The organism is Viridibacillus sp. KH_047, from assembly GCF_057838945.1.
Map to the genome: position 1 here is coordinate 330,743 of NZ_CM174479.1, position 22,141 is coordinate 352,883.

The window sequence follows — 22,141 nt, forward strand, 5'->3', positions numbered from 1 at the left end:
ATAGTAAAATAAAGGAAAGAGGTGCTGTTGTGAAGAAAGTATTGGTAAGTATATTTTTAATAGCAATAATTATAGTTTGTGGCTTTTATTACTTTAGTGGATTTAAAATGAAAAATGCGATTATCGAGAAGGAGATTGTGGTAACAGATATAGATGCGATTGAGTTGTTAAGCTCGTCGATTGATATTGAAGTCGTTGAAGGTAAAGGGGATAAAGCGGTTTTCACTATATCAGGGAGAGCAACTCCTAATTTGGCAAAGAAAATTTCTTTAGATGTAAAGAAAACTGATCGCACTATTGTAGCTGAAGCGAAATTTAAAAGATTATTCTCTTTTTTTAGTTTCAATAGAGGGTCAGTCCACTTAAAAGTAGCATTGCCTAAAGCTACGTATGAAAAAATATCTGTGAATACTTCGTCAGGTGATGTAGCGTATTTGGATATTGTTACGAAAGGGTTAGCTATTCATACTGCTTCAGGTGATATAGCTGGGAATAATATTACTGTAGATGGTGACATAGAATTAACTACTTCTAGTGGGGATATAAGCGTCCGACATATGCAAGCGAAGAAAGTTATAATGGATGCAACTTCAGGAGATGTTACAGGTCAAAGCATTACCGTAGATGGTGAAGCAAAACTAACTACATCTAGTGGAGATTTAGGCACTCAGGATGTAAAAGCAAAGAGCATAGTAATGAATAGTACATCGGGAGATATAGCAGCGGATTATTTATCTGGAGATATTACAGCCAAAACTAGCTCAGGAGATATTGCGGTATTAGTAAAAACATTGAATGAAAATATAACGCTTAGTACTGCAAGTGGAGATACGGCAGTAATATTGAAAAACAAGGCAGATAATTTAAGTGTAGATTTCATGAGTGATTCAGGAGATGCGACAGTAATATATTCTGGTATGACTTTTAAAGAGAAAAAAGATCATCGAATTTTGGGGGAAATCGGTAACGGAAACCCGATGGTGAAATCCCGAACAAATTCAGGTGATTTCGAATTAATTGCACAATAATACAAAATGGGAAATTACCTCCTTTTTTTCGTAGCCATTTAGCTATAAAATGAAAGTAGTAGAAAATATTCCTGTTTTGTGGTTAATAGTATTTATATGGAAACTTCTATTTAAACATTTCGTTATTATAGTAAAACGTTAAAGGGGCTTTTCTATGTATTGGTGTAAAATTGCGCAAACAGAACATGAATTTGATGAAATCGCCAAGCTTAACTACGAAACATTTGTAGAAGAAATCCCTCAGCATGAGCCAAACCCTAGCGGTCGACGAGTGGATGCTTTTCATCATGAAAATATGTACTTAGTTGTATTGAAGGATGAAGAACTCGTTGGTATGGTTGCTTTTCGGGATACTCGACCTTTCTCTTTAGATAAAAAGATTGGTCCAGTGGAAAAGTTATTACCTGCAGATGCTTTATTAGGGAAGCTTTGTGAGGTACGATTGTTAGCTGTTAAGAAGGAGCATCGTAATGGTCGTGTCTTTTTTATGCTGACACGAGCTCTAATCGACTATGCTTATGAAAACGGCTATGGCGCTGCAGTTATCTCTGGTACTGTACGCGAAGAAAAATTGTATATGCAAATGGGCTTTGAGGCATTTTCAGAACCAGTTGGGGCAGATGATGCAAAATTTATCCCAATGGTGTTAACGACTGAGCGCTATGAGAAATCATTAGCAGGTCGTTTTAAGCAACGACGTTACTCCTTTTATCCAGGACCAGTCCAACTGACAGATGCTATTCAAGCGCCCTTACTAAAGACGCCAGTATCTCATCGTTCCTATTCTTTTTCTAGAACAATCGGACAGGTGCGAGGTAAACTGGAAGCATTAAGTGGGGCGCGTTATGCACACTTGCTGTTTGGAAGCGGCACATTGGCGAATGAGGCAATGATTGCACAGCTTACCAAACTCTCTGGAAGAGGAGTAATTGTTACAAATGGTGCCTTTGGAGAGCGCTTGCAAAAGCAGGCAGAGCGTTGGCATTTAGAACATGATTGGCTACGTTATGATTGGGGAGAATCTTTTAACGAAGCAGAATTAGAAAGTGTTTTAAAACAGTCTGATTTTGATTGGCTATTAATGGCTCATGGTGAAACATCTACTGGAATGTTAAATAATCTAGAGATGGTACAAAATCTATGCCAGACGTATAATGTAAAGCTTTGTATGGATTGTGTAAGTTCTTTTGGGACACATCACTTTTCAATGGAGAAAGTATTTATAGCAACAGCGGTTAGTGGTAAGGCAGTCGGCACAATGAGTGGTATAGCCGTAGTATTTTCAAATCATGTTATTGCAAAAAGTGAGCAACTTCCATCGTATATTGATTTAGGCAATTATTCTAATCATAATATTCCATTTACTTATCCAGCGCAGTTGATGGAGAGTTTTAACAGCGCGCTACTAGCTTATACTGAAGGAAATCGCTACGATTTATTGCAAACACGATATAAAAAATTACAACAGGCAGCTACAGATGGTGACTTTACATTCTTAACAACAGAAGGCTATCCGATGATCGTCACATTGAAAGCAGATGAATCTTTAACGAGTATGGCAGACGCCGCAGCGATGAATGGTTTCCATTTACACTACGAAAGTGCTTATTTAAAAGAGCGCGGATGGGTGCAAATTTCAATCATCCAACCTGACTTTGATGAAGCATGGGAACGCTTTAAGAAATGGTATAGTAAGTATAAGGAATACAGAAAACTTAAATGTTGAATGGACTAGTTGAACTGTTAAAACTAGAACGCAAAAAAGCAGATGGCGCTAACGCCCATCTGCTTTCTTTTTTAGCTTTTCGTATGTGTCATTAATAAATTGCTTATAGGGTGTATCGATTAGTGGCTTAACTAAATCTACACCGATTTTAGCTTCTTCTAATGCTTTCGCTAATTGTCCTTGTTGCTCATAGCATAAAGCTTTATAAGCATATAATTCGTATTGGATAGATAAATCGTAAGGGTGATGTATGAACTCAGAGAACTCACCAATCTGGTTGAATATTTCGAGCGCGTCTTTATAACGCTTCATACCGAATAATGATTTGCCTTTTTCAAGATAATAAAAGTACAACGGCATGTTCGTTTCGCTTGTATCTAAGTCTTTGAATTGCTCCGCAAGTTCATTTCCTTTTTCATAATCTTTAATAAAGGTGTTATAATAATGAGCTTTTATCGAAAGGTAAAGTCTTTTTGTCGGAACATCCTCTGTAAAATCAGCATATTGTTCCAGCTTTTTAAAATAATATTGCAAGTCCTGTTCATTGTAATCCATCATTGCTTTGACTGCTGCTAATCGATAGAGATCGTCGATACGGTAGAAAATGCGCTTTTCTTTCGATAGTTTTATTGCTTCATTCGTTACTACAAAGCCTTCATCAGCCATGCCGACAGCTAAATATTCAACTGCTACCATATAAAGTAGATCGAGACTAGTTAGTTCATCAATGACATAGTAATTTAATTCCACTTCTTTTTTCACTGTTAGTAATATATCCAGCGCCTTTTTATAATTATGTTTAATGAATTCAGTAGATGATTTTAATATATAGGCACGAAGCCAGTCATTCATCAAGTTCATTTTCTTAAACATTTTTATAGCACGATCTAGTGGTTCTTCCCAATCGGCCTTATCTATATCATATTTTGCATTAGAATAGAGCACTAATAGTTGTCCAGCCTCGTAGCTAACAGGGAGGCGTTCTAAATAAGGTTCAATAAGTTCCATTCTTTCGCGTTGTTGCTCATTGGAATGGATTATCACTTTTTTCACTGTCTCGAGCAGTTCACGCAATTCAGAAGTACTTACTTCCTCTAATAATTCACTTACTTCAATGCCAAGCTGTTCTGCAATATATGCCAAGCTATCCATAGAAGGATTGGCTTTATCATTTTCAATTAGACTGAGCATACCTTTTGTTAAACGGTCGCCTGCTAGCTCTGCTAATGTAAGCTTTCGCTCTTTGCGGATTTTACGTATACGCATTCCAAGAGTCTCCATACAGACACCTCACTATTTTTTTGAATTAGTTTAATTATATTAAACTTTAGCTTGCAATGGAAGTCAAGTCCGTGGTATTATTTGTTTAATTAAATTAAACATTTCAATTAAATTAAACTAAAGGTGGAGATGGCAAGTGGATGAAGCGTTAAAGTTAAAAAAAGCGACTTATCATTTATGGACTTTTACGATTAGTAAAATGATTTCTTCATTGGGTTCAAATGTATTAGGGTTTGGTATTAGTTTATATATTTTGGCGATGACGGGATCAGCGACATCTTTTGCTGTGAATATGATTTGTTCTATTGTTCCTAGAACTTTGTTAGCACCAATTGCAGGTATGATGGCAGACAAATATTCGAAGAAACCTATCATATTAAGTGCACAAGCTTGTACCGTATTAACTATGGGTGGACTCCTTACGTATTCATCTATATTCGGGATGTCAGTAACAGCGATCTATATTACAACAGCAATTTATTCAATTACTTCAACATTTATAGGCATTACATTTTCTTCTTCTATTGCAAATTTAGTTGATGGAGAACGTTTGCAAAAAGCTACATCATTTAATCAAGCTTCATTATCAGTAGCGGCAATTGGTGGTCCTGCTCTTGGTGGTATGATGTATGGTTTTGTTTCGATAGAAGTATTCTTAATAATTCATATGGCTGCATATGCTACAGCTTTTTTACTCGAAGCAACAATGAATTTCAAATTGTATACAAAAAAGGAAGATAAAAGTGAGGGAGATAAAGAGAGCTTTTTACAAAGCTTTAAAGAAGGATTTAGATATTTAAAAACAAAGCGTGTCGTCTCAATTATTATATGGGTTGCACTTTGGATTAACTTCTTCTTCTCGGCTTTGAGCGTGGGTGGAACTTATGTGTTAGTTCAATTATTACATGTGAATTCGCGACATATTGGAATTATTGAGGCATCAGGTGCAGTAGGGATGCTTATAGCGTCTATTTATTTTGCGACAAGAAAGCAAGTAAAATATCCGTTATTATTTTCAAAACGATCTATATTGTTAATGGCCATATCATTAGGTTTAATGACTATTCCACTTTTGATAGAGTTCTCGTATATTTGGATAGTTATTTTCTATATAACTATTTTTATAAGCTTTTCTGTATTTGGTGTATTTACGAATACACCAATTGGCGTCATGATGCAAACGGAAGTAGAGGAAGAATATCGTGGTAGAGTATTCGGTATTCTAGAAACAATGGCGATGGCGATGATGCCACTTGGAACAATGCTATTCGGGGTATTATTTGATAAATTCCCCGCACAGTGGATCTTGCTCGGCTCAAGTATTATCCTTATTGGCATAACACTTTATATGCTAAGATCCTCCGTACTAAAAGAGGCGTATCCGGAATTAGCGAAAGAAACAAAGTCATTTAAATTGACAGAAAAAATCCAGCAACCGTAATGGTTGCTGGATTTTCACTTTTATTCTGAAATACGTAATGTTTTTTTAGTTGATTTGAATAGCAGGATGACTAGGATACTTACTACAGCTAACGATGCAGAAATAAAATATGTTGAGTTTGCTTGCATAGTGAAAACCCAAGTGAAGAATAGTGGGCCGATAATACGCCCCATATTATCCATTGAATATGTTATACCAGCTGCTGTTCCGTATTTACCGCCAGATTCTTTTGATGTTAACGAAACTGTTAAAGTTCTTGCTAAAGCGTTACCTGCTGTGAAGACACATAGCGCAAATCCCGCGAAAGTAAGGCTTGTTGTAAAGGGAAATAGTAATAAACCGCATGCTGTAATAATTTGAGCAATCATTAACCATTTTGCTTCAGACCCGTCTTTAATTCGACGAACAAGACCACCTTGGACTAAGAAATCTACAAAGCCGCTAAATAAAAATAGTGATCCAAGTTGAGCTGAAGTGATGTTGATTTTATCCATTTGGAATAATTGTAGGGTTGACTCAACACCCGCAAGTAAAAAGGTTACAACGAATGAAAATAGGAATAAGTACCGCACTCGATATTTGAAAAGGGTAGAAGCACCTTTTGGAACAATTGCACGTTTATTCGCTTCGCCAAGTCGCTCGGGTTCTACTAATACGATACTTGCATAAATGAATAATAGGAAGATTAAAATGGCTGAGGCTGTAAATGGTAAGCTCAGGCTATAATGACCAAGTAATCCGCCAATAGCTGGGCCGAAGATGAAACCTAAACCGATTGACATCCCCATGAAGCCCATGTACTTATTGCGATTTTCCTCTGTAGACATGTCACCTATAAAACCTGTGACAGCCGTATAAAGTGCTCCCGAGAATAGCCCACCGACAACACGAGAGACATAGAGCATTGTAAGTGAATCGATAAAGAACGAAATTAATAAGAAACTTGTGCAGAAACCAAGAAGCCCCACTAAAATTAATTTTTTACGACCCATTTTATCTGATAATATACCCCAAAGAGGCGCTGTGAAGAAGCTTGCTAAAGAATAAACTGTTAATAATCCACCTACATGCATTTTGTTAAAGCCTTGTTGTACTACAACCTCAGGCAAAATTGGAATGATTAACCCAAATCCTAAATAAACAAAAAACTGTACGGACATTAATAATAGGATGGATTTTTTCATATAATCCCTGCTTTCTATAAACATAAGTATGTTCATTTTAACGCTGTATAAATTTAGAAACAACTATAAGAGATAAAGTAAAGAAGCGTTTGAATATATCGAATTGAACGCTCCTTATACCCATTCTATAGTTTTTCTGGTTGCAGTATGAAGGATTTAATGCAACAACCATTGTGACACGATGATCTTTTGAGGTTGCACAATTTCCTTGTTATCATAATGTGATAAGACTGAGTAATTTGTGACAACTTGTGGGTGTATGAATAAAAAATATTTTCTATGAACATAAAAAACAACTGCTAGGAGCAGTTGTTTTATGTGTGTTTAAAAATTATTAAGATAAAAGTTTTCTGTTAAGAAGGATCTACTAAGCCCTTAACGGCATATCCTGCCTCTTCAATTGCTTGTGAAATGTCTGTTTTATCCAATTTCGAATTATCATAAGCTACATCTACTGTGCTTTCTTGAAGGTTTACTGATACAGTATTTACACCTGCTAGTGCACTAACGTCAGTTTCAATAGCTTTTACACAGTGACCACAAGACATGCCTTCTACATTTAATTGAATTGTTTTTGCCATATCAAATACTCCTTATTTTCTCATTAGTTTTTGTATAGTGGTGAGAAGTTCATCTAATACTTCGTCATCGCCTTCAGCTAGTCTGTCCTTTACACAGCCTTTTAAGTGTCCGTTTAAGAGCACTTTTGCGACACTATTTAAAGCTGATTGTGTTGCGGATAGTTGTGTGATGATATCGTCACAGTAAACATCCTTTTCGACCATGCCCTTAATACCGCGAATTTGACCTTCGGCGCGATTTAATCGAGTGATTAAATCTTTTTTTACTTGCTCTGGATGGTGACTTTTACGACAAGAGTTATCGTGACATTCGTTCGTCATTTTGTTCCTCCTACGTTTGATGAAGTTATTTTATCATACTATAGGGGGGTATTCAAAATTAATGATTTAAATACCTCGTTTAAATATTACTGTTCAAGGTAACTAAAGAGTAATAGGTAGCATAAATATTTTGAAAACACAATTGTCAATAAGGCTTATCGTATAGTATGATTTACTTCCACTTAATATATGTAACAATATTGAAACGTATCAGATGATGAAAAAATGTTATAATAATAAGCATGAAATACTTAATTAGTGGGTATGATGTAGTTGAAACCTTTTATGGGACACTACGTCTTAAATATAAAGAAAAGAAGAGGTGGAAAGTATGGGAAGAGAAGTAGATTTGACTAAAATTGTTTCTAACTTATCAAAGCTTGGCGTTAAAGCAACGACAACAAAATCACGCTTGGAATTACTTAAAGCAATAGCACCACCAAAACAATCACCACAAACACAAAACTAACATGCTCCGCTTCGACTATACGATGTCGAAGTTTTTTTATTTGCAAAAAAAGCCCAGAGAAAATTTAATTTCTCTGGGCTTTACTATTATTTTTAAAACTCTTCATCTTCATCATGATTTCCGAACATATATGTGCGGTGATGGAATTTCATACTGAATACTAGGCCTAATGCCAGTGCATTTCCCATCATTGAGCTACCACCGTAACTGATGAATGGTAATGGAATACCGGTTATAGGTAGTAATTGAATTGTCATACCGATGTTTTCAAAGACATGGAATGTTATCATCGCGATAATCCCAGCACAAACATATGTACAGAATGGGTCTTTCATTTGCAAAGTTAACTTTGTCAGATGGAAGATTAGGAAAAAGAATAAACAAATAACGACGCTTGCTCCGATAAAGCCGTACTCTTCACCGATCACACTAAAGACAAAGTCAGTATGGTTTTCAGGTACATATACTTCACGACCTTGGAAACCCTTCCCGAAAATTTCACCTGAGCCAATAGCGTTTAAGGATGAAATTAAGTGATAGCCATCACTAGATGCATAGGAATAAGGGTCTAACCAAGAATAGATTCGAGCAAATTGATAAGGGCTAAAACCTAATTTATGTTGTAGGAAGTCTTGCATATAAAGGGCCATCCATAATAAACCAGCACCTAAAGCTGCGGCACTACCTGCTATAGGTAAAATGATTTTCCAAGATATCCCCGCTACGATTACAGTTGCTGCAGTAATAGCAAAGAATACGAGCGCAGAGCCTAAATCAGGCTGTTGCATAATAAATGCTAATGGAATTAATAACACGCCAAAAATTTTACCTAATAACATGAAATCTGTTTTCAAAGATCTCATAGAGTATTTTTCGTGATGCTTACTGACCATTCGGGCGAGTGCGAGTATGAAAAATGTTTTCATAAATTCGGAAGGCTGAATATCACCTACAGGTAAATGGAACCAACTTTTCGCGCCATTTCGTGGTTCGGCAATTTGACCTTCTCCACCAGGGGCAATTAATAATAGAGCTAATAGGAAAATCCCAGCTCCATATAAATACCAGGACATTTTCTTGTACTGGTCGGGTTCAAAATACATCATCGCACTAACGATACATGCGCCGATAAAATACCAAAATAATTGCTTAGTTACAAAGTTTGCTGCATATTGACCAGAAGTTTGAGCTGAAGCAATAGCTGTTACACTAATAATACAAAATAGGAGCATTATAAAAGCGAGCGTCCAGTCAAAACGATCGGAAAATTTTTTATTAGTATTCATTTACGTCACCTAAATTATTTAGTTTCATTTCTCATTTCATTATAGCGTAAATCATTGTATCACGCTTCATAATAAAGATGTGACGAAATCGAATCACAAATGTTTCAAATTATGATAATTCATCTTATAATGAGAGTTGGAAATGAGGTGATCGACTTGGCAAAAAAAATGAGAGCTGCTGATGATTTTTTGCACCACTTATATGTACATATGAATGAGCTTAATCAATTTGTCATTTTTAGTGGTTTAACGTTTCAAGAATTCGTTTCTTCAGTCGGTCCGCTTCAAAATATTTTACTCTTGAAAAATGAATACGAAGACGGTTCATTTAATATGCATACACAGTTAGAATTCGTAGAAGAAAGAAGTATCAGGAAGTTTATAAAGAAAGCCTCAGATTCAAAAAAAGAGCTTTGCTGGATTGATTTCTCAGACGAAAAACGATTAAATCTTTTAACGCCACAAGAACAGGCGGAGCTATTATATATCGGTCATAAAAAAGAGCCTGTCCGTACGCCGTTTTATCACCAGTTACAAAATAAATACGTATATTTGGCCAATGAAGATGAAAAGATGTCTAAAATTTATTTTCGAGATTTACAAGATGTCGAAGAATTATTAGCTAATTTGTTTAATGCCATTATTCAAGAAAAAGAAAAGCCTGCGACATTTTGGAGAAGAAAAGTAAAAGACAGTATACCAACTTTTACGAAAGAAATGCTTTCGAGCTTTCGCGAGGAAGTGAAGGATGGTGTATTGTTTTCAATGTACAGAATTGAAAAGCCAGACCTTGCATATGTCTTAGAATTGCGCAATATTTCCGATTTAACTTTCCCCGATGAAATTTGGGATGAGTTAAATACAATATTAAAGAAAAAGGCAGAGCAAATTATGGAAGTTCATTGAGTGCCGACTATTTTAAAAGGTTCTCCACGGATATTTCTGTGGAGAATTTTTTCATATTAGCATGCATAAATTTTCTAGAGTGCTATTATAAGTAAAGATATTTTTAGTGAGAAAAGATTGAAAGTCCTGCGACTCTTCAAGATGAAATCATTTCATGAATCATTTTGGTTCATGATAAACTAAAAGTACAACAAACTGGAGGACGTTTATAAAATGAAAAAAAAATTAGGCTTATTATATGGTGGTAAATCAGCTGAGCATGATGTTTCTCTTTCTACAGCAAGAGCAGTCACTCAAGCGTTAAACTTTGATAAATTTGATGTATTCCCGATTTTCATTACACGCGATGGCGAATGGAGAAAAGGAGACCAGTTAACTGCGCCAGCAGAGTCAATTGAGCAATTACAATTAGGCAAAGGTACGCAGGAAAGCATTCCGAATGATGTATCAAGCTTTTTATTAAATAAAGATGAAAAAGAATTTGATGTTATTTTCCCATTGCTTCATGGTACAAACGGGGAAGATGGTACAGTGCAAGGTTTATTGGAAGTATTGAACTTACCATATGTCGGCAATGGAGTTTTAGCTTCTTCTGCAGGGATGGATAAGGTAGTGATGAAGCAATTATTCGAGCATGCTGGTTTAAAACAAGTTCCTTATGTCTACTTCATCCGTAAAGAGTGGAACAAAAATCAAGATGCATTAATTGCTAAAATGGAAGAAGAGCTAACTTGGCCGATGTTCGTTAAACCTGCTAACTTAGGTTCAAGTGTTGGAATTAGTAAAGCATCTAACCGCGAAGAGCTGATTAAAGCAATTGATCTTGCTTCAAAATACGATCGCAAAATTATTGTTGAAACTGGAATCGTTGCACGTGAAGTAGAAATGGGAGTACTCGGAAACGATTCACCAAAAGTATCCGTACCTGGTGAAATCAAACCAGTAACAGACTTCTATGATTACGATTCAAAATATAATGATAATAATACAGGTCTAATTATTCCTGCTCCAGTAACAACTGATGTTGTAGAGCGTATGAAGGATATGGCTATTCGTGCATTTAAAGTATTAGATTGTTCAGGTCTTGTTCGCGCAGATTTCTTTGTAACAGCTGAAGATGATATTGTTATTAATGAAGTTAATACGATGCCAGGATTTACGCCTGTCAGCATGTACCCGATTTTATGGCAAAATACAGGTGTCACTTACTCAGATTTGATCGAACAATTGATTGATCTGGCAATTGAAAGACATGACGAAAAACAACAGCTTCAATATCAATAAGACGCGAGTGTGATGAGATAATGAAAAAAACATTAAAGCAAATTGCAAAGTGGTTAAATTGTGATCAACAACAATTAGAAGACGTTGTTGTGACGGGAATCTCGATAAATACACGTACGTTGCAAGCAGGAGATTTATTTATCCCTTTCCGAGGAGAAAAAACAAATGGGCATCGTTATGTAACACAAGCATTTGAGAACGGTGCAGCGGCATCGTTTTGGTTAAAGGATGAACCGAATCCTCCTGCGGGCCTACCATTACTTTTTGTAGATGATGCAGAAGAGGCACTTCAACAAATGGCATCAGCATATCGACAAGAGCACAGTGCAACGTTTATCGGTATTACAGGCTCTAATGGGAAAACTTCAACAAAAGACTTAGTAGCAGGTGTGTTGTCACCATACTACAAAGTGCAAAAAACAGAAGGAAATTTTAATAATGAGTTAGGTTTACCGTTAACAATTTTATCACTAGATGAAGATACAGATTTTGCTATTCTCGAGATGGGAATGAGTGGTTTTGGTGAAATTGAATTTTTGACTAAATTAGCTAAACCACATTTCACAGCTATCACGAATATAGGAGAAGCGCATATGCAAGATCTTGGTTCAAGAGCGGGCATTGCAAAAGCGAAGTTTGAAATTGTTCAAGGTTTACAACCAGGTGGTAAGTTGTTCTATGACGGTGATGAGCCATTACTTAAGCCACTTGTTACGGAACAAAAAGATTTACAAGCAGTATCATTTGGACTGAAAGGTTCAGCGGATATAACGGCGACTAATATAACGACAACTGAAAACGGTAGTTCGTTTATTGTTGAGGGTTTGTTGAATGAGGATTTCTTCATCTCAGTATTAGGAAGTCACCAAGTGAAAAATACGTTGGTAGCGATTTTGATTGCGCGTGAAGTAGGGCTATCAGCCGAACAAATTCGCGAAGCTTTAAAAAAGGTTTCATTAACAAATATGCGCATGCAATTAGTAAATGGAGCGCAAGACATCTTATTTATTAATGACGCTTACAACGCAGCACCAACTTCTATGAAGGCAGCATTACAGTTTTTACAAACGACAGAAATGCGTTCAGATAAATGGGTAGTACTTGGAGATATGTTAGAACTAGGTGAGCTAGAGCAACAGTACCATGAGGAAATTGCGGAGGTAATTGATGGTAAGAGCATCCATCAAGTATGCTTATTTGGACCACGTATGAAGTGGCTATACGATAAGTTGAAAAATGATCTACCAGCGGATCGTCTATTATGGACTGCAGAAGATTATGAAATAATCATTCAACACCTTCGTGAGAATGCAGGTGCAAATTCTATTGTCTTGTTAAAAGGTTCACGTGGAATGGCGCTCGAAAATGTATTGAACGCGTTTAAATAATATCTTATTTGTAAAAGCATCTGAAAAGGTTAAGTTCCTTTTAGATGCTTTTTTCTTATAAAATAATGGGTACACTATTAGCGGAGGGTGACGTGATGACTACAGGCGTGCTATGTATTCATGGTTTTACAGGTGGACCACAAGAATTAAAACCATTTGTTGATTTTTTACAGCAGAAAACTGATTGGCTGGTTCTTGTACCGACTCTTTCAGGACATGGTGAAGAATTACATTTAGATAATTATAAAGCTGAACATTGGCTAATGGATGCGGAACTGGCTTATAAAAAGTTAGCTAAAGAAGTAGATGTAGTCATTGTTGTAGGTTTTTCGATGGGTGGATTAATAGCCCTTTATCTAGCGTTACGCTATGAAGTGGAGAAGTTGGTATTACTAAGCGCCGCGGCAAAATATATCAGCGTCCGCCAATTGCTGAAAGATATTAAAGAATTGACCAACGATTTGTTTCATGGGGAGCTCGAGCAAAATGAGTTATACCATCGCTACGACAATAAAATTAGCAATGTACCAATGTCATCGACTTTAGAATTTCTTCGTTTAGTGCGAAAAGTAGAACCGTATTATGAAAAAATCACAGTCCCCATATGTATAGTGCAAGGGGAAGTGGATGGAATAGTGCCAGCAATAACCGCACAATTTTTATATGACCGATTAGGGTCTACAAAAAAGCAATTAATACTTTCACCAAATGGCAAGCATCATATTTGCTATAGCGATGATAGGGATGAATGGTTTCAATCTGTACTAAACTTTTTGTTAGATTAAAAAAACTGATAATTTTGACTGATGGATATTGATTGCATAGTGTGGTTACTCGTGTTAGACTATTGAAAGCAATGGATACATTTTGTGTGAAGACTCTCCGAGATGATGGAGAGTGCTTTTTTTTGAACATTACGGTTTATTCTTTTTTGGGTTAGAATTCCCCGAGAATTGAACCGCTCGGCAAAGACCGGGCTTTACTTTATATATATAAAATTCCTCTGGAACTTAAACAGAGATATATTAAGAGACGGAAACGTTCCTCTCACAAGGCTCGATTTGCCCTATTTTCATCTGAAAATGTAACCATTTGTCAAATGCATGAGCAAAAAGGAGAATGAAACTTTGACAAATTTTTCAGAATTAAACGTTAGCGCTTCTATTCAAAAATCCCTATCACGTATGGGCTTTGAAGAAGCAACCCCAATCCAAGAAGGTACAATTTCATTTGCGAAAGAAGGACGCGACATTATCGGCCAGGCACAAACTGGTACTGGTAAAACTGCAGCGTTTGGTATTCCGCTTATCGAGAAAATTGATATCAATAATCCTGCAATCCAAGGCTTAATTATTGCCCCAACTCGCGAATTAGCAATCCAAGTTTCTGAAGAACTTCATAAAATTGGTTATGATACACGTGCACGAATTTTATCAGTATATGGTGGACAGGATATTGGTCGCCAAATCCGTGCTCTTAAAAATAAACCACAAATTATTGTTGGTACTCCTGGTCGTATTCTTGACCATATCAACCGTCGCACATTGAAATTAGATAATGTTCAAACACTTGTGTTAGACGAAGCTGATGAAATGTTAAACATGGGATTCATTGAAGATATCAATACAATTTTAGAAAACGTTCCAGCTGAACGCCAAACATTACTGTTCTCAGCTACTATGCCTGGACCGATTCGTAAAATTGCTGAGAAATTCATGAAAGACCCTGAAGTGGTTAAAATTAAATCTAAAGAAATGACAGTAGAAAACATTGAACAATTTTTCGTTAAGTCTCAAGAACGCGAAAAATTCGATATCCTTTCTCGTCTTTTAAATGTTCACCAACCAGAATTAGCGATCGTATTTGGTCGTACTAAACGTCGTGTTGATGAATTAGCGCATGCTTTAAGCATTCGCGGCTACCTTGCTGAAGGTATTCATGGTGATTTAAGCCAAGCGAAACGTATTTCAGTATTACGTCAATTCAAAGAAAATAAAATTGATGTATTAGTTGCAACAGACGTAGCAGCTCGTGGCCTTGATATTTCAGGTGTAACTCACGTTTATAACTTCGATATTCCACAAGACCCAGAATCTTACGTTCACCGTATTGGACGTACAGGTCGTGCTGGTAAATCAGGTAAGGCAATTACATTTGTAACTCCACGTGAAATGGGTTACCTACGTATCGTTGAAGAAACAACTAAAAAACGTATGACAGCTCTTCAACCACCAACAGCGGATGAAGCTTTAGTTGGCCAACAAGCTCTTGCAGTAGAACAATTAACTGAACTAGTTGAGAAAAATCACTTAAGTGATTACCGTTCAATGGCAGAAGACTTATTAGCTAAACACGAAGCTGTTGACTTAGTAGCAGCAGCTATTAAATCAATGACTAAAGAGCCTGATGATACACCAATCAAAATCACTGAAGAACGCCCATTACCACAACGTGGCGGACGTTCAGGTGGTGGCGGTAGTCGTGGCGGTCGCTCAAGCGGCGGCGGTGGCGGTTACCGTGGCGGTCGCTCAAGTGGCGGCAGCAGTCGTGGTGGAGAACGCGGTGGACGTGGCGGAGAACGCGGTGGAAGCCGTGGAGAACGTGGCGGAGATCGTGCTCGTCGTGAAGGTGGCGGTCGTCGTGAAGGCGGAGCTAGCCAAGGTGGACGCACTCGTGCACCACGCAAACGTAGCGAAGACTAAAATTTATTTATTAAAGCTATCCCATTTCGGTGGGATAGCTTTTTTGTTTACTCTATATTGATTTAGACTTAACTATTGGACAGTTCACCTGCCTCTCTGTAGACTGAAAATAAATGAAACATTTCTTACTATTCAAACGTAAAAGAGATATAAGAGAAGAGAGGTGGACAAAGTGAGTGTAGAACCAAAATATCAAATATCAAGAAAAGGTCTAACCGTATGGCGTGTTTACGGTATCATTCAATCACTAATTGTTTTATTAATAGTCGCAGGCGTTGGAGCGTTAACGTGGTTTTTTGAATGGTATTGGTGGATATACATAATCTGCGCAGTAGTGCCGTTTGTTTTTGCATTTTTATTTATTTATCTATTTCCTAAAATACGTTGGGATCATTGGCGTTACGAAGTACGTGAACAAGAAATTGAAGTGCAACATGGGCTGTTTATTGTTGTTAGGACATTAGTGCCGATGGTGCGTGTACAACATGTTGATACTTCTCAAGGTCCAATATTAAAGCGTTATGGATTAGCTGAAATGACAATCTCAACAGCAGCAACAACACATACAATTCCGGCTCTCGTTATGGCTGAGGCAGATGATTTACGAGCGCGTATATCTGAATTAGCAAGGGTGGCGGAAGACGATGTCTGATGAAAAATTTAAATTACACCCAATATCAGCTGTTATAAATTTCATCACAGGTTTAAAGGATTTAATATTACCGTTTGTCATTATTTTTGTTAGTAATGGATTTAAGTTGAATTTAGATCCGCATGATGAAGAGTTTTGGGCGGATCTCGTACCATTAGCGATTGTTGGGCTCTTATTAATATTAAATTTAATTAGTGGGATTGTGAAATGGCGACGCTTTGTTTACTGGTTTGAAGATGGTGAACTGAGAGTAGAGTATGGGCTCTTCGTGAAAAAGAAACGTTATATCCCATTTGAACGGATTCAAAGCTTGAATTATCAAGAGGGAATCTTTCATCGACCATTTGGGCTTGTTAAGGTCAGTGTAGAAACAGCTGGTAGTAATGATGGGAAAGCAGAAGCGGAATTGACTGCTATTACGCGAACTGCTGCAGATATGATTGAAATTGAGATGAAACGGACAAAGAAGGAGAAACGACAAGTATCTACCCTAAACAAATCAGTAGATGAAATTGGTCATGACTATTTATCTGAAGCTGATGTCAAGCTAGTCGCAAATCAACAAAAACAATTTATTGAAGAGAATATTCAAAGAGATGTTATCTTCAACATGTCTATAAAGGACTTACTTGTTTTAGCAACTACATCAGGTGGTGTTGGTGTGGTATTTTCAGGTTTGGCAGCTATAGCATCGCAGTTTGGAAATATTATTCCGTATGATTATTTGTATGGGGAGTTTCAAGCATTTATTAAAGTGGGTGTATTATTAATAGCGCTAGTGATATTTTTTGTGTTACTTGTTGCTTGGGCCTTATCTGTGGTTCTAACATTATTGAGTAATTATGGGTTCATTGTTGAACGTGAAAATGACAAGCTTATTATTACGCGGGGGTTATTAGAGAAAAAGCGTATAACTATTCCTATTAATCGAATTCAAGGTATTAAAATTGTAGAGAATCCACTGCGTCAAATGTTTGGCTATGCAACGGTTGTTGTAGAAAGTGCTGGAGGTGCAGTGCTTGATAAAGATAAGAAAATTATTCTTATGCCACTTGTGAAAAGTGGCCAAGCAATAGCTCCATTACAACAATTGTTCCCGGAAATCAATTGGTTACCAATGTTAAAACGCTCTCCTAAAAAAGGTCGTCCATTTTACTATCGCATAGATTTTTTATGGATGCTACCATTAATAGCGTTAGTAAGTTACTTTTTCTTCCCTTATGGATTATTGTCACTAATCATTATTCCGTTAGCGATGTTACTTGGCATGTGGCAGCATAAGACTGCAGGCTATTCTGTAGAGGGGCATCAACTAACAATTAGTTATCGTTCATTTAGTAGGACAACAATCTTCATGGAGAAAAAACGTATTCAGCAGATGAGTTTGCGACAAACGTATTTCCAAAGAAAAAAAGGTGTTGCTTCAATTGGAACGACGATTATGTCAGGTTCAATGGGGTCATCAGCTGTGATTGCTCATTTTGAAAAAAATGATATGGAAAAAATAATGGCTTGGTATAAACCGAATACGAAACAGGTTCATGATGAACGGCAGGTTTATGGGCCATAAGAAAAAAGCTGTTGAGTAAGAAACTCAACAGCTTTTATTATTTTTTCTTTTTTATCCGCCAATTTAAAATTCTGCGTGGATGGAAGTCGATTAGACCGATAACGAAACCAGTTAGCAAACCAACAATGTGTGCAGTTGCATTAACATTGGATTGTAGGAATGTCATTATAATACTAACGATGATAATAGGCATGAATGTTTGCTTTAATTGCGGCATGGTATTTCTTGTATAATAGACTAGTGCAGCAAATGCACCGAAAATACCAAATATCGCACCACTAGCTCCAACACTGATGTAGTTTGGTGGCTGTATTAAATAGGTTGCTACATTACCTAAAAGTCCTGCGAAAAAATAGATGGTGAAGAATCTCATCTTCCCTGCAATTTTTTCGAGTTCAGGACCAAATAAATAAAGCCAGAACATATTAAATAGCAAGTGTAGAAAACCTGCATGAAGGAAGATTGGAGTCACTAGTCGCCAATATTCCCCGTCGGCAATTAAAAAGTTTGCACCGGCACCTAAGTTGAATACGTTATCTCCAACGATAGGTATAACACCCATTGCATAGACTAAAATATTCAGTGCAATTATTAATGAGACGACAGGGTAGTATTTTATGTACTGTGAAAAATTTTCTCTACGATTAAACATCTATTCACCTCAATTTTGTATAATTATTATACATTGTTTTAGCTAATGAAAGAAAGGAGAACCTTATATGATAAAAGGAATCGGATTAGATATCGTCGAAATCAAACGTGTCAAACGATCCAATGATCTCAGTGAAAAATTTAGACAGCGTATTTTAACAAATAAGGAACTCGCTATTTTTGATACATTAAAAGCACGCCGCCAAATGGAATTCTTAGCTGGGAGATTCTCTGCTAAAGAAGCTTACTCAAAAGCAAATGGAACGGGTATTGGTAAGAGTTGTGGCTTTCTAGACATCGAAGTCTTACCTAATCAGTTGGGTCAACCGACTCTTTATTTTAAAGGGAAAAGTGTAGATGGTTATGTTAGTATAACCCATTCAAAAGAATATGCTGCAGCTCAAGTAATCCTTCTAGCATAAACGCTTAGCTTGTTTCATAAGATATCTTAACGGATAGAATTGAGAAGGGATGGGAAATTGCGAAAACGTTTTATAGTAGTTGCGTTACTTATGATTGTATCACTGGTTTTGGGAGCTTGTGGTTCAAATTCAAAGGAAGCAGTTTTGAAAAAAACGAGTAATAAATGGACTGAAACTAAGGGGTATGATTTGACTGCTCAAATGGAGATTAAATCAGGTGCAGAACCTCGTACTTATGATGTCAATGTATGGCATACAAAACCTGATTTTTATCGTGTAGCCGTTGCACAACAAGGTGAAAAAGATTCGCAAATGATTATTCGTAATGAAAATGGTGTATTTGTTGTAACACCCTCTATGAAAAAGACGTATAAATTCCAAAGTGATTGGCCGAAACAAAATAGTCAGGCTTACTTAATCGGTGCACTTGCTGAAGATTTAAAAGCTGACGAGAATGCGAAGATGACAGAATCAGACAAGTCTTATGTCTTTGAAGTCAAGACACGTAATAATCATTCGAAGATGTTACCTTATCAGCAAATCTTTATTGATAAAAAGACATTACTTCCAACTAAAGTTTCGGTATTAAATGAAGCGAAGGAAGAACAAATTGTTATTACATTCAAGAAAATCTCGCTTGGAACGTCAAGAAAAGGTACAGACTATGCAGTAGAGGATTTCTCTAAAAAAGGCGCGAATGATAAAGGGACAACTGATGGAACAGCAACAAAAGAAAATGCAACTGATGAAAAAGCTGACGGAACCACAACTGAAAAAGAAAATGCTAAAGATGACTCTGGAAAAACATCAGAGAATACAACTGGAGAAGACAAAGCAGGGACTAAAAGCGTAACGGGTGATGCACAAGCAGGAGCTGAAATTGAAAATCCTGAATTCCAAACACATTACCCAGTTCTTAAATGGGATAATGTCAAACTGACTGATGAAAAAACAGTTGCAAGTGCAGATGGTGAAAGAAGAATTTTGACATTCGAAGGTGACAAGCCATTCACAGTGATTGAACAAGCTGCTAATACAAATCCACTCTCTGTTCCGGTATTTGCACCAGGAGATCCTGCTGATTTAGGGTTTACTATTGGAGCAATTACAGATAATTCGATTAGCTGGGAGAAAAATGGGGTATCTTTCTTTATAGCGACAAATTCTTTAACTCGTGAAGAGATGGTGGAAGTTGCATCATCTATGGTAAATGGCGAAGTAAAATGATGAAACATTTGACCTGACCTTTTTCAGGGCGGATAATAGAAAAAAATCCATTTTTAAAGAGGGATCATCTATGTATCAGCTTCAAAATTTCCGCCCTACTAAGGCAATCATTGAATTAGAAAATATTCAGTATAACATCAAACAACTGCGTGAACACTTACATACTACGACAGAGATTATTGCAGTTGTTAAAGCGAATGCATACGGTCATGGTGATTTACAGGTAGCAAATGCGGCGTTGCAGGCGGGAGCCTCAATGCTAGCTGTTGCAACTCCTGAGGAAGCACTTCATTTAAGAGAGTTTATAAAAGAAGCCCCAATATTAATTTTAGGAGCAACACCGGTATATTTTGCAACTTTTGCTGCACAATATGATATATCTCTAACTGCGTTTTCGTTAGATTGGGTAAATGAAGTTGCGAAACAAGCGATGAATTTTAAAAAAGCTTTGAAGCTACATATTAAAATTGATAGTGGTATGGGACGTATCGGCGTTAGAAAACAAACTGAGTTAACAGCATTATATAATGCCATCGATGCGAACAAGCACTTTTTAATCGATGGCATGTTCACTCATTTTGCAACAGCAGATGAAGAAGATTCTACTCAATACAACGAACAATTAGCAACGTTCGTATCATTTGTTGAGAGTTTACCTAAGAAGCCGCGTCTTGTACATGCTGCCAATACAGCTGCGACACTAAATAAAGAAAATGTACAATTCGATGCCGTCAGATTTGGTATTTCTATGTATGGACTAGCACCATCACCATATGTGGATAAGCATCTACCATTTTCTTTGAAACCTGCTTTGTCACTTGAAAGTGAACTTGTTCATGTGAAGAAAATTGAACAAGGTGATAGAGTGAGTTATGGTGGCAACTATGTAGCAACTGAAGAAGAGTGGATTGGTACAATGCCGATTGGCTATGCGGATGGTCTATTACGAGGACTTGCCGGTCAAGAAGTATTGATACAAGGGAATCGCGTTCCGATTATTGGACGTATATGCATGGATCAATGTATGATCAAGCTACCATATGAAATGTCGGTTGGAGAAAAGGTTATATTAATTGGTCAACAACAGCAAGAGGAAATTCATATGAAAGAATGGTCAGAAAGACTTCAGACAATTGTATATGAAATACCGTGTATGTTAACATCAAGAATTCCAAGGATTTATAAATAATTTCAACAACTTTAAGTCTTTAATAACAATGATTGCAGCCGACAAATAAAAACATTTCCACCCACAATGTCAAATTCTTACCTTTCTTGTCTATTCAACAATTAATTTCAATGTTAAGATAGGGATAAGTTGAAAGTTGAATTGAAAAAGATGGAATGTTTTGTCGGAGGTGCTGGCCGTGAATAAGAAGAGGATAAGTGAAGTTATCTTAGAGCTACCTAAGCATAAGATGGCTGAGAATATTGAACAAGCTTATAGACAAGTTACGACAGAATGCGATGAATTCGTTTATACACCAACAAAGAGATACAAAAGAGAATACAAACAAAATCAAATACGAGAAGCAATGGTTAAAGGTTATATAGAGATGTCACAAATTAACTTATCCATATGTAGCGAATGTCTACATTTAGAGTATGAAGCAGAACATATGGTGGAGCGTCTCGTAAGCGGAGGATGAAAACTTGATCGTAAAACGTGGTGACGTTTTTTTTGCTGATTTATCACCAGTTATCGGGTCTGAGCAAGGTGGTACAAGACCCGTTCTGGTTATTCAAAATGACATAGGAAATCGTTTCAGCCCAACAGTAATTATTGCGGCCATTACTGCGCAAATTCAAAAGGCAAAACTACCAACTCATGTCGAAATAGATGCTAAGCAGTATGGTTTCGAAAGAGATTCAGTCATCTTACTTGAACAATTGCGTACAATAGATAAATCACGATTGACTGATAAAATAACACAACTTGATGATCCCTTAATGGAAAAAGTAGAAGAAGCATTAGAAATTAGCTTGGGACTTTTGAAATTCTAACGGTATACATAAATGTTA

The 22,141-nt window shown here is 36.7% G+C and carries 22 protein-coding genes; 16 read left to right on the forward strand and 6 right to left on the reverse strand.

What is annotated here, in order from left to right; genetic code table 11:
* The first annotated feature begins 29 nt into the window (after positions 1–29).
* Complete coding sequence (locus AC3IS5_RS01745) at positions 30–1,028, forward strand: DUF4097 family beta strand repeat-containing protein (protein WP_489426317.1); 999 nt, start codon at positions 30–32, stop codon at positions 1,026–1,028.
* 154 nt (positions 1,029–1,182) lie between these two features.
* Entirely contained in the window at positions 1,183–2,754 is a 1,572-nt protein-coding gene (locus AC3IS5_RS01750; protein WP_489426318.1) for an aminotransferase class V-fold PLP-dependent enzyme, read from the forward strand.
* Between the two features lie 48 nt (positions 2,755–2,802).
* Here AC3IS5_RS01750 and AC3IS5_RS01755 read toward each other — a convergent pair whose 3' ends face one another.
* On the reverse strand, positions 2,803–4,020 hold the full coding sequence (locus tag AC3IS5_RS01755; RefSeq protein WP_489426319.1) for a helix-turn-helix domain-containing protein: 1,218 nt from the start codon (positions 4,018–4,020) through the stop codon (positions 2,803–2,805).
* Positions 4,021–4,171: 151 nt separating this feature from the next.
* Between AC3IS5_RS01755 and AC3IS5_RS01760 the strand changes: the two genes are divergently transcribed.
* On the forward strand, positions 4,172–5,476 hold the full coding sequence (locus AC3IS5_RS01760) for an MFS transporter (RefSeq protein ID WP_489426320.1): 1,305 nt from the start codon (positions 4,172–4,174) through the stop codon (positions 5,474–5,476).
* 20 nt (positions 5,477–5,496) lie between these two features.
* Here AC3IS5_RS01760 and AC3IS5_RS01765 read toward each other — a convergent pair whose 3' ends face one another.
* From AC3IS5_RS01765 to AC3IS5_RS01775, 3 genes are all read right to left on the reverse strand, one after another.
* A complete protein-coding gene (locus AC3IS5_RS01765) occupies positions 5,497–6,660 on the reverse strand; it encodes an MFS transporter (protein WP_489426321.1) in 1,164 nt (387 codons plus the stop codon).
* Between the two features lie 353 nt (positions 6,661–7,013).
* A complete protein-coding gene (locus AC3IS5_RS01770) occupies positions 7,014–7,241 on the reverse strand; it encodes a copper ion binding protein (RefSeq protein WP_489426322.1) in 228 nt (75 codons plus the stop codon).
* Positions 7,242–7,253: 12 nt separating this feature from the next.
* On the reverse strand, positions 7,254–7,562 hold the full coding sequence (locus tag AC3IS5_RS01775) for a metal-sensing transcriptional repressor (RefSeq protein WP_053419204.1): 309 nt from the start codon (positions 7,560–7,562) through the stop codon (positions 7,254–7,256).
* Between the two features lie 331 nt (positions 7,563–7,893).
* Between AC3IS5_RS01775 and AC3IS5_RS01780 the strand changes: the two genes are divergently transcribed.
* Positions 7,894–8,031, forward strand: a complete 138-nt coding sequence (locus tag AC3IS5_RS01780; protein ID WP_164491933.1) for an Lmo0850 family protein — start codon at positions 7,894–7,896, stop codon at positions 8,029–8,031.
* Between the two features lie 92 nt (positions 8,032–8,123).
* Here AC3IS5_RS01780 and AC3IS5_RS01785 read toward each other — a convergent pair whose 3' ends face one another.
* Positions 8,124–9,317, reverse strand: a complete 1,194-nt coding sequence (locus AC3IS5_RS01785) for an FtsW/RodA/SpoVE family cell cycle protein (RefSeq protein ID WP_489426323.1) — start codon at positions 9,315–9,317, stop codon at positions 8,124–8,126.
* A 147-nt stretch (positions 9,318–9,464) separates the two neighbouring features.
* Here AC3IS5_RS01785 and AC3IS5_RS01790 point away from each other — a divergent pair, with 147 nt between their 5' ends.
* The 7 genes from AC3IS5_RS01790 to AC3IS5_RS01820 all read left to right on the forward strand — a co-directional run bounded on the left by AC3IS5_RS01790 (position 9,465) and on the right by AC3IS5_RS01820 (position 17,819).
* Entirely contained in the window at positions 9,465–10,223 is a 759-nt protein-coding gene (locus AC3IS5_RS01790) for a hypothetical protein (RefSeq protein ID WP_489426324.1), read from the forward strand.
* A gap of 213 nt (positions 10,224–10,436) precedes the next feature.
* Complete coding sequence (locus AC3IS5_RS01795) at positions 10,437–11,507, forward strand: D-alanine--D-alanine ligase (protein ID WP_489426325.1); 1,071 nt, start codon at positions 10,437–10,439, stop codon at positions 11,505–11,507.
* 20 nt (positions 11,508–11,527) lie between these two features.
* Entirely contained in the window at positions 11,528–12,895 is a 1,368-nt protein-coding gene (locus AC3IS5_RS01800; RefSeq protein ID WP_489426326.1) for a UDP-N-acetylmuramoyl-tripeptide--D-alanyl-D-alanine ligase, read from the forward strand.
* Positions 12,896–12,990: 95 nt separating this feature from the next.
* Positions 12,991–13,680, forward strand: a complete 690-nt coding sequence (locus tag AC3IS5_RS01805) for an alpha/beta hydrolase (protein ID WP_489426327.1) — start codon at positions 12,991–12,993, stop codon at positions 13,678–13,680.
* Positions 13,681–14,022: 342 nt separating this feature from the next.
* Positions 14,023–15,597 carry a degradosome RNA helicase CshA gene (gene cshA, locus AC3IS5_RS01810; protein WP_489426328.1) on the forward strand — a complete coding sequence of 525 codons (1,575 nt, stop codon included), beginning with the start codon at positions 14,023–14,025 and terminating at the stop codon, positions 15,595–15,597.
* A gap of 172 nt (positions 15,598–15,769) precedes the next feature.
* Positions 15,770–16,249 (forward strand): PH domain-containing protein, encoded by a 480-nt coding sequence (locus tag AC3IS5_RS01815; RefSeq protein ID WP_489426329.1) that lies wholly within the window; start codon positions 15,770–15,772, stop codon positions 16,247–16,249.
* Entirely contained in the window at positions 16,242–17,819 is a 1,578-nt protein-coding gene (locus AC3IS5_RS01820; RefSeq protein ID WP_489426330.1) for a PH domain-containing protein, read from the forward strand. The genes AC3IS5_RS01815 and AC3IS5_RS01820 overlap by 8 nt, the downstream gene beginning before the upstream one ends.
* A 37-nt stretch (positions 17,820–17,856) precedes the next feature.
* On the opposite strand, the gene AC3IS5_RS01825 is transcribed toward AC3IS5_RS01820, so the two are convergent.
* Positions 17,857–18,471 carry a rhomboid family intramembrane serine protease gene (locus AC3IS5_RS01825; protein ID WP_489426331.1) on the reverse strand — a complete coding sequence of 205 codons (615 nt, stop codon included), beginning with the start codon at positions 18,469–18,471 and terminating at the stop codon, positions 17,857–17,859.
* Positions 18,472–18,538: 67 nt separating this feature from the next.
* Here AC3IS5_RS01825 and acpS point away from each other — a divergent pair, with 67 nt between their 5' ends.
* The 5 genes from acpS (at position 18,539) to AC3IS5_RS01850 (ending at position 22,123) form a co-directional block, all read left to right on the forward strand.
* Positions 18,539–18,892, forward strand: a complete 354-nt coding sequence (acpS, locus tag AC3IS5_RS01830; RefSeq protein ID WP_053419214.1) for a holo-ACP synthase — start codon at positions 18,539–18,541, stop codon at positions 18,890–18,892.
* Positions 18,893–18,949: 57 nt separating this feature from the next.
* The gene (locus AC3IS5_RS01835) at positions 18,950–20,119 is read left to right on the forward strand and encodes a LolA family protein (RefSeq protein WP_489426332.1); all 1,170 of its coding nucleotides are present in this window, start codon (positions 18,950–18,952) and stop codon (positions 20,117–20,119) included.
* 70 nt (positions 20,120–20,189) lie between these two features.
* On the forward strand, positions 20,190–21,308 hold the full coding sequence (gene alr / locus AC3IS5_RS01840; RefSeq protein WP_489426333.1) for an alanine racemase: 1,119 nt from the start codon (positions 20,190–20,192) through the stop codon (positions 21,306–21,308).
* A gap of 178 nt (positions 21,309–21,486) precedes the next feature.
* Positions 21,487–21,768, forward strand: a complete 282-nt coding sequence (locus AC3IS5_RS01845) for a transcriptional regulator (protein ID WP_489426334.1) — start codon at positions 21,487–21,489, stop codon at positions 21,766–21,768.
* A gap of 4 nt (positions 21,769–21,772) precedes the next feature.
* The gene (locus AC3IS5_RS01850) at positions 21,773–22,123 is read left to right on the forward strand and encodes a type II toxin-antitoxin system PemK/MazF family toxin (RefSeq protein WP_038185900.1); all 351 of its coding nucleotides are present in this window, start codon (positions 21,773–21,775) and stop codon (positions 22,121–22,123) included.
* The last annotated feature ends 18 nt before the right edge of the window (positions 22,124–22,141 follow it).

Bases quoted from the DNA above. Each gene is read 5' to 3' on its own strand.
- AC3IS5_RS01750 (WP_489426318.1), top strand. From the start codon at position 1,183: ATGTATTGGTGTAAAATTGCGCAAACAGAACATGAATTTGATGAAATC.
- AC3IS5_RS01755 (WP_489426319.1), bottom strand. From the start codon at position 4,020: ATGCGTATACGTAAAATCCGCAAAGAGCGAAAGCTTACATTAGCAGAG.
- AC3IS5_RS01765 (WP_489426321.1), bottom strand. From the start codon at position 6,660: ATGAAAAAATCCATCCTATTATTAATGTCCGTACAGTTTTTTGTTTAT.
- AC3IS5_RS01770 (WP_489426322.1), bottom strand. From the start codon at position 7,241: ATGGCAAAAACAATTCAATTAAATGTAGAAGGCATGTCTTGTGGTCAC.
- AC3IS5_RS01775 (WP_053419204.1), bottom strand. From the start codon at position 7,562: ATGACGAACGAATGTCACGATAACTCTTGTCGTAAAAGTCACCATCCA.
- AC3IS5_RS01780 (WP_164491933.1), top strand. From the start codon at position 7,894: ATGGGAAGAGAAGTAGATTTGACTAAAATTGTTTCTAACTTATCAAAG.
- AC3IS5_RS01785 (WP_489426323.1), bottom strand. From the start codon at position 9,317: ATGAATACTAATAAAAAATTTTCCGATCGTTTTGACTGGACGCTCGCT.
- AC3IS5_RS01795 (WP_489426325.1), top strand. From the start codon at position 10,437: ATGAAAAAAAAATTAGGCTTATTATATGGTGGTAAATCAGCTGAGCAT.
- AC3IS5_RS01800 (WP_489426326.1), top strand. From the start codon at position 11,528: ATGAAAAAAACATTAAAGCAAATTGCAAAGTGGTTAAATTGTGATCAA.
- AC3IS5_RS01805 (WP_489426327.1), top strand. From the start codon at position 12,991: ATGACTACAGGCGTGCTATGTATTCATGGTTTTACAGGTGGACCACAA.
- AC3IS5_RS01820 (WP_489426330.1), top strand. From the start codon at position 16,242: ATGTCTGATGAAAAATTTAAATTACACCCAATATCAGCTGTTATAAAT.
- AC3IS5_RS01825 (WP_489426331.1), bottom strand. From the start codon at position 18,471: ATGTTTAATCGTAGAGAAAATTTTTCACAGTACATAAAATACTACCCT.
- acpS (WP_053419214.1), top strand. From the start codon at position 18,539: ATGATAAAAGGAATCGGATTAGATATCGTCGAAATCAAACGTGTCAAA.
- alr (WP_489426333.1), top strand. From the start codon at position 20,190: ATGTATCAGCTTCAAAATTTCCGCCCTACTAAGGCAATCATTGAATTA.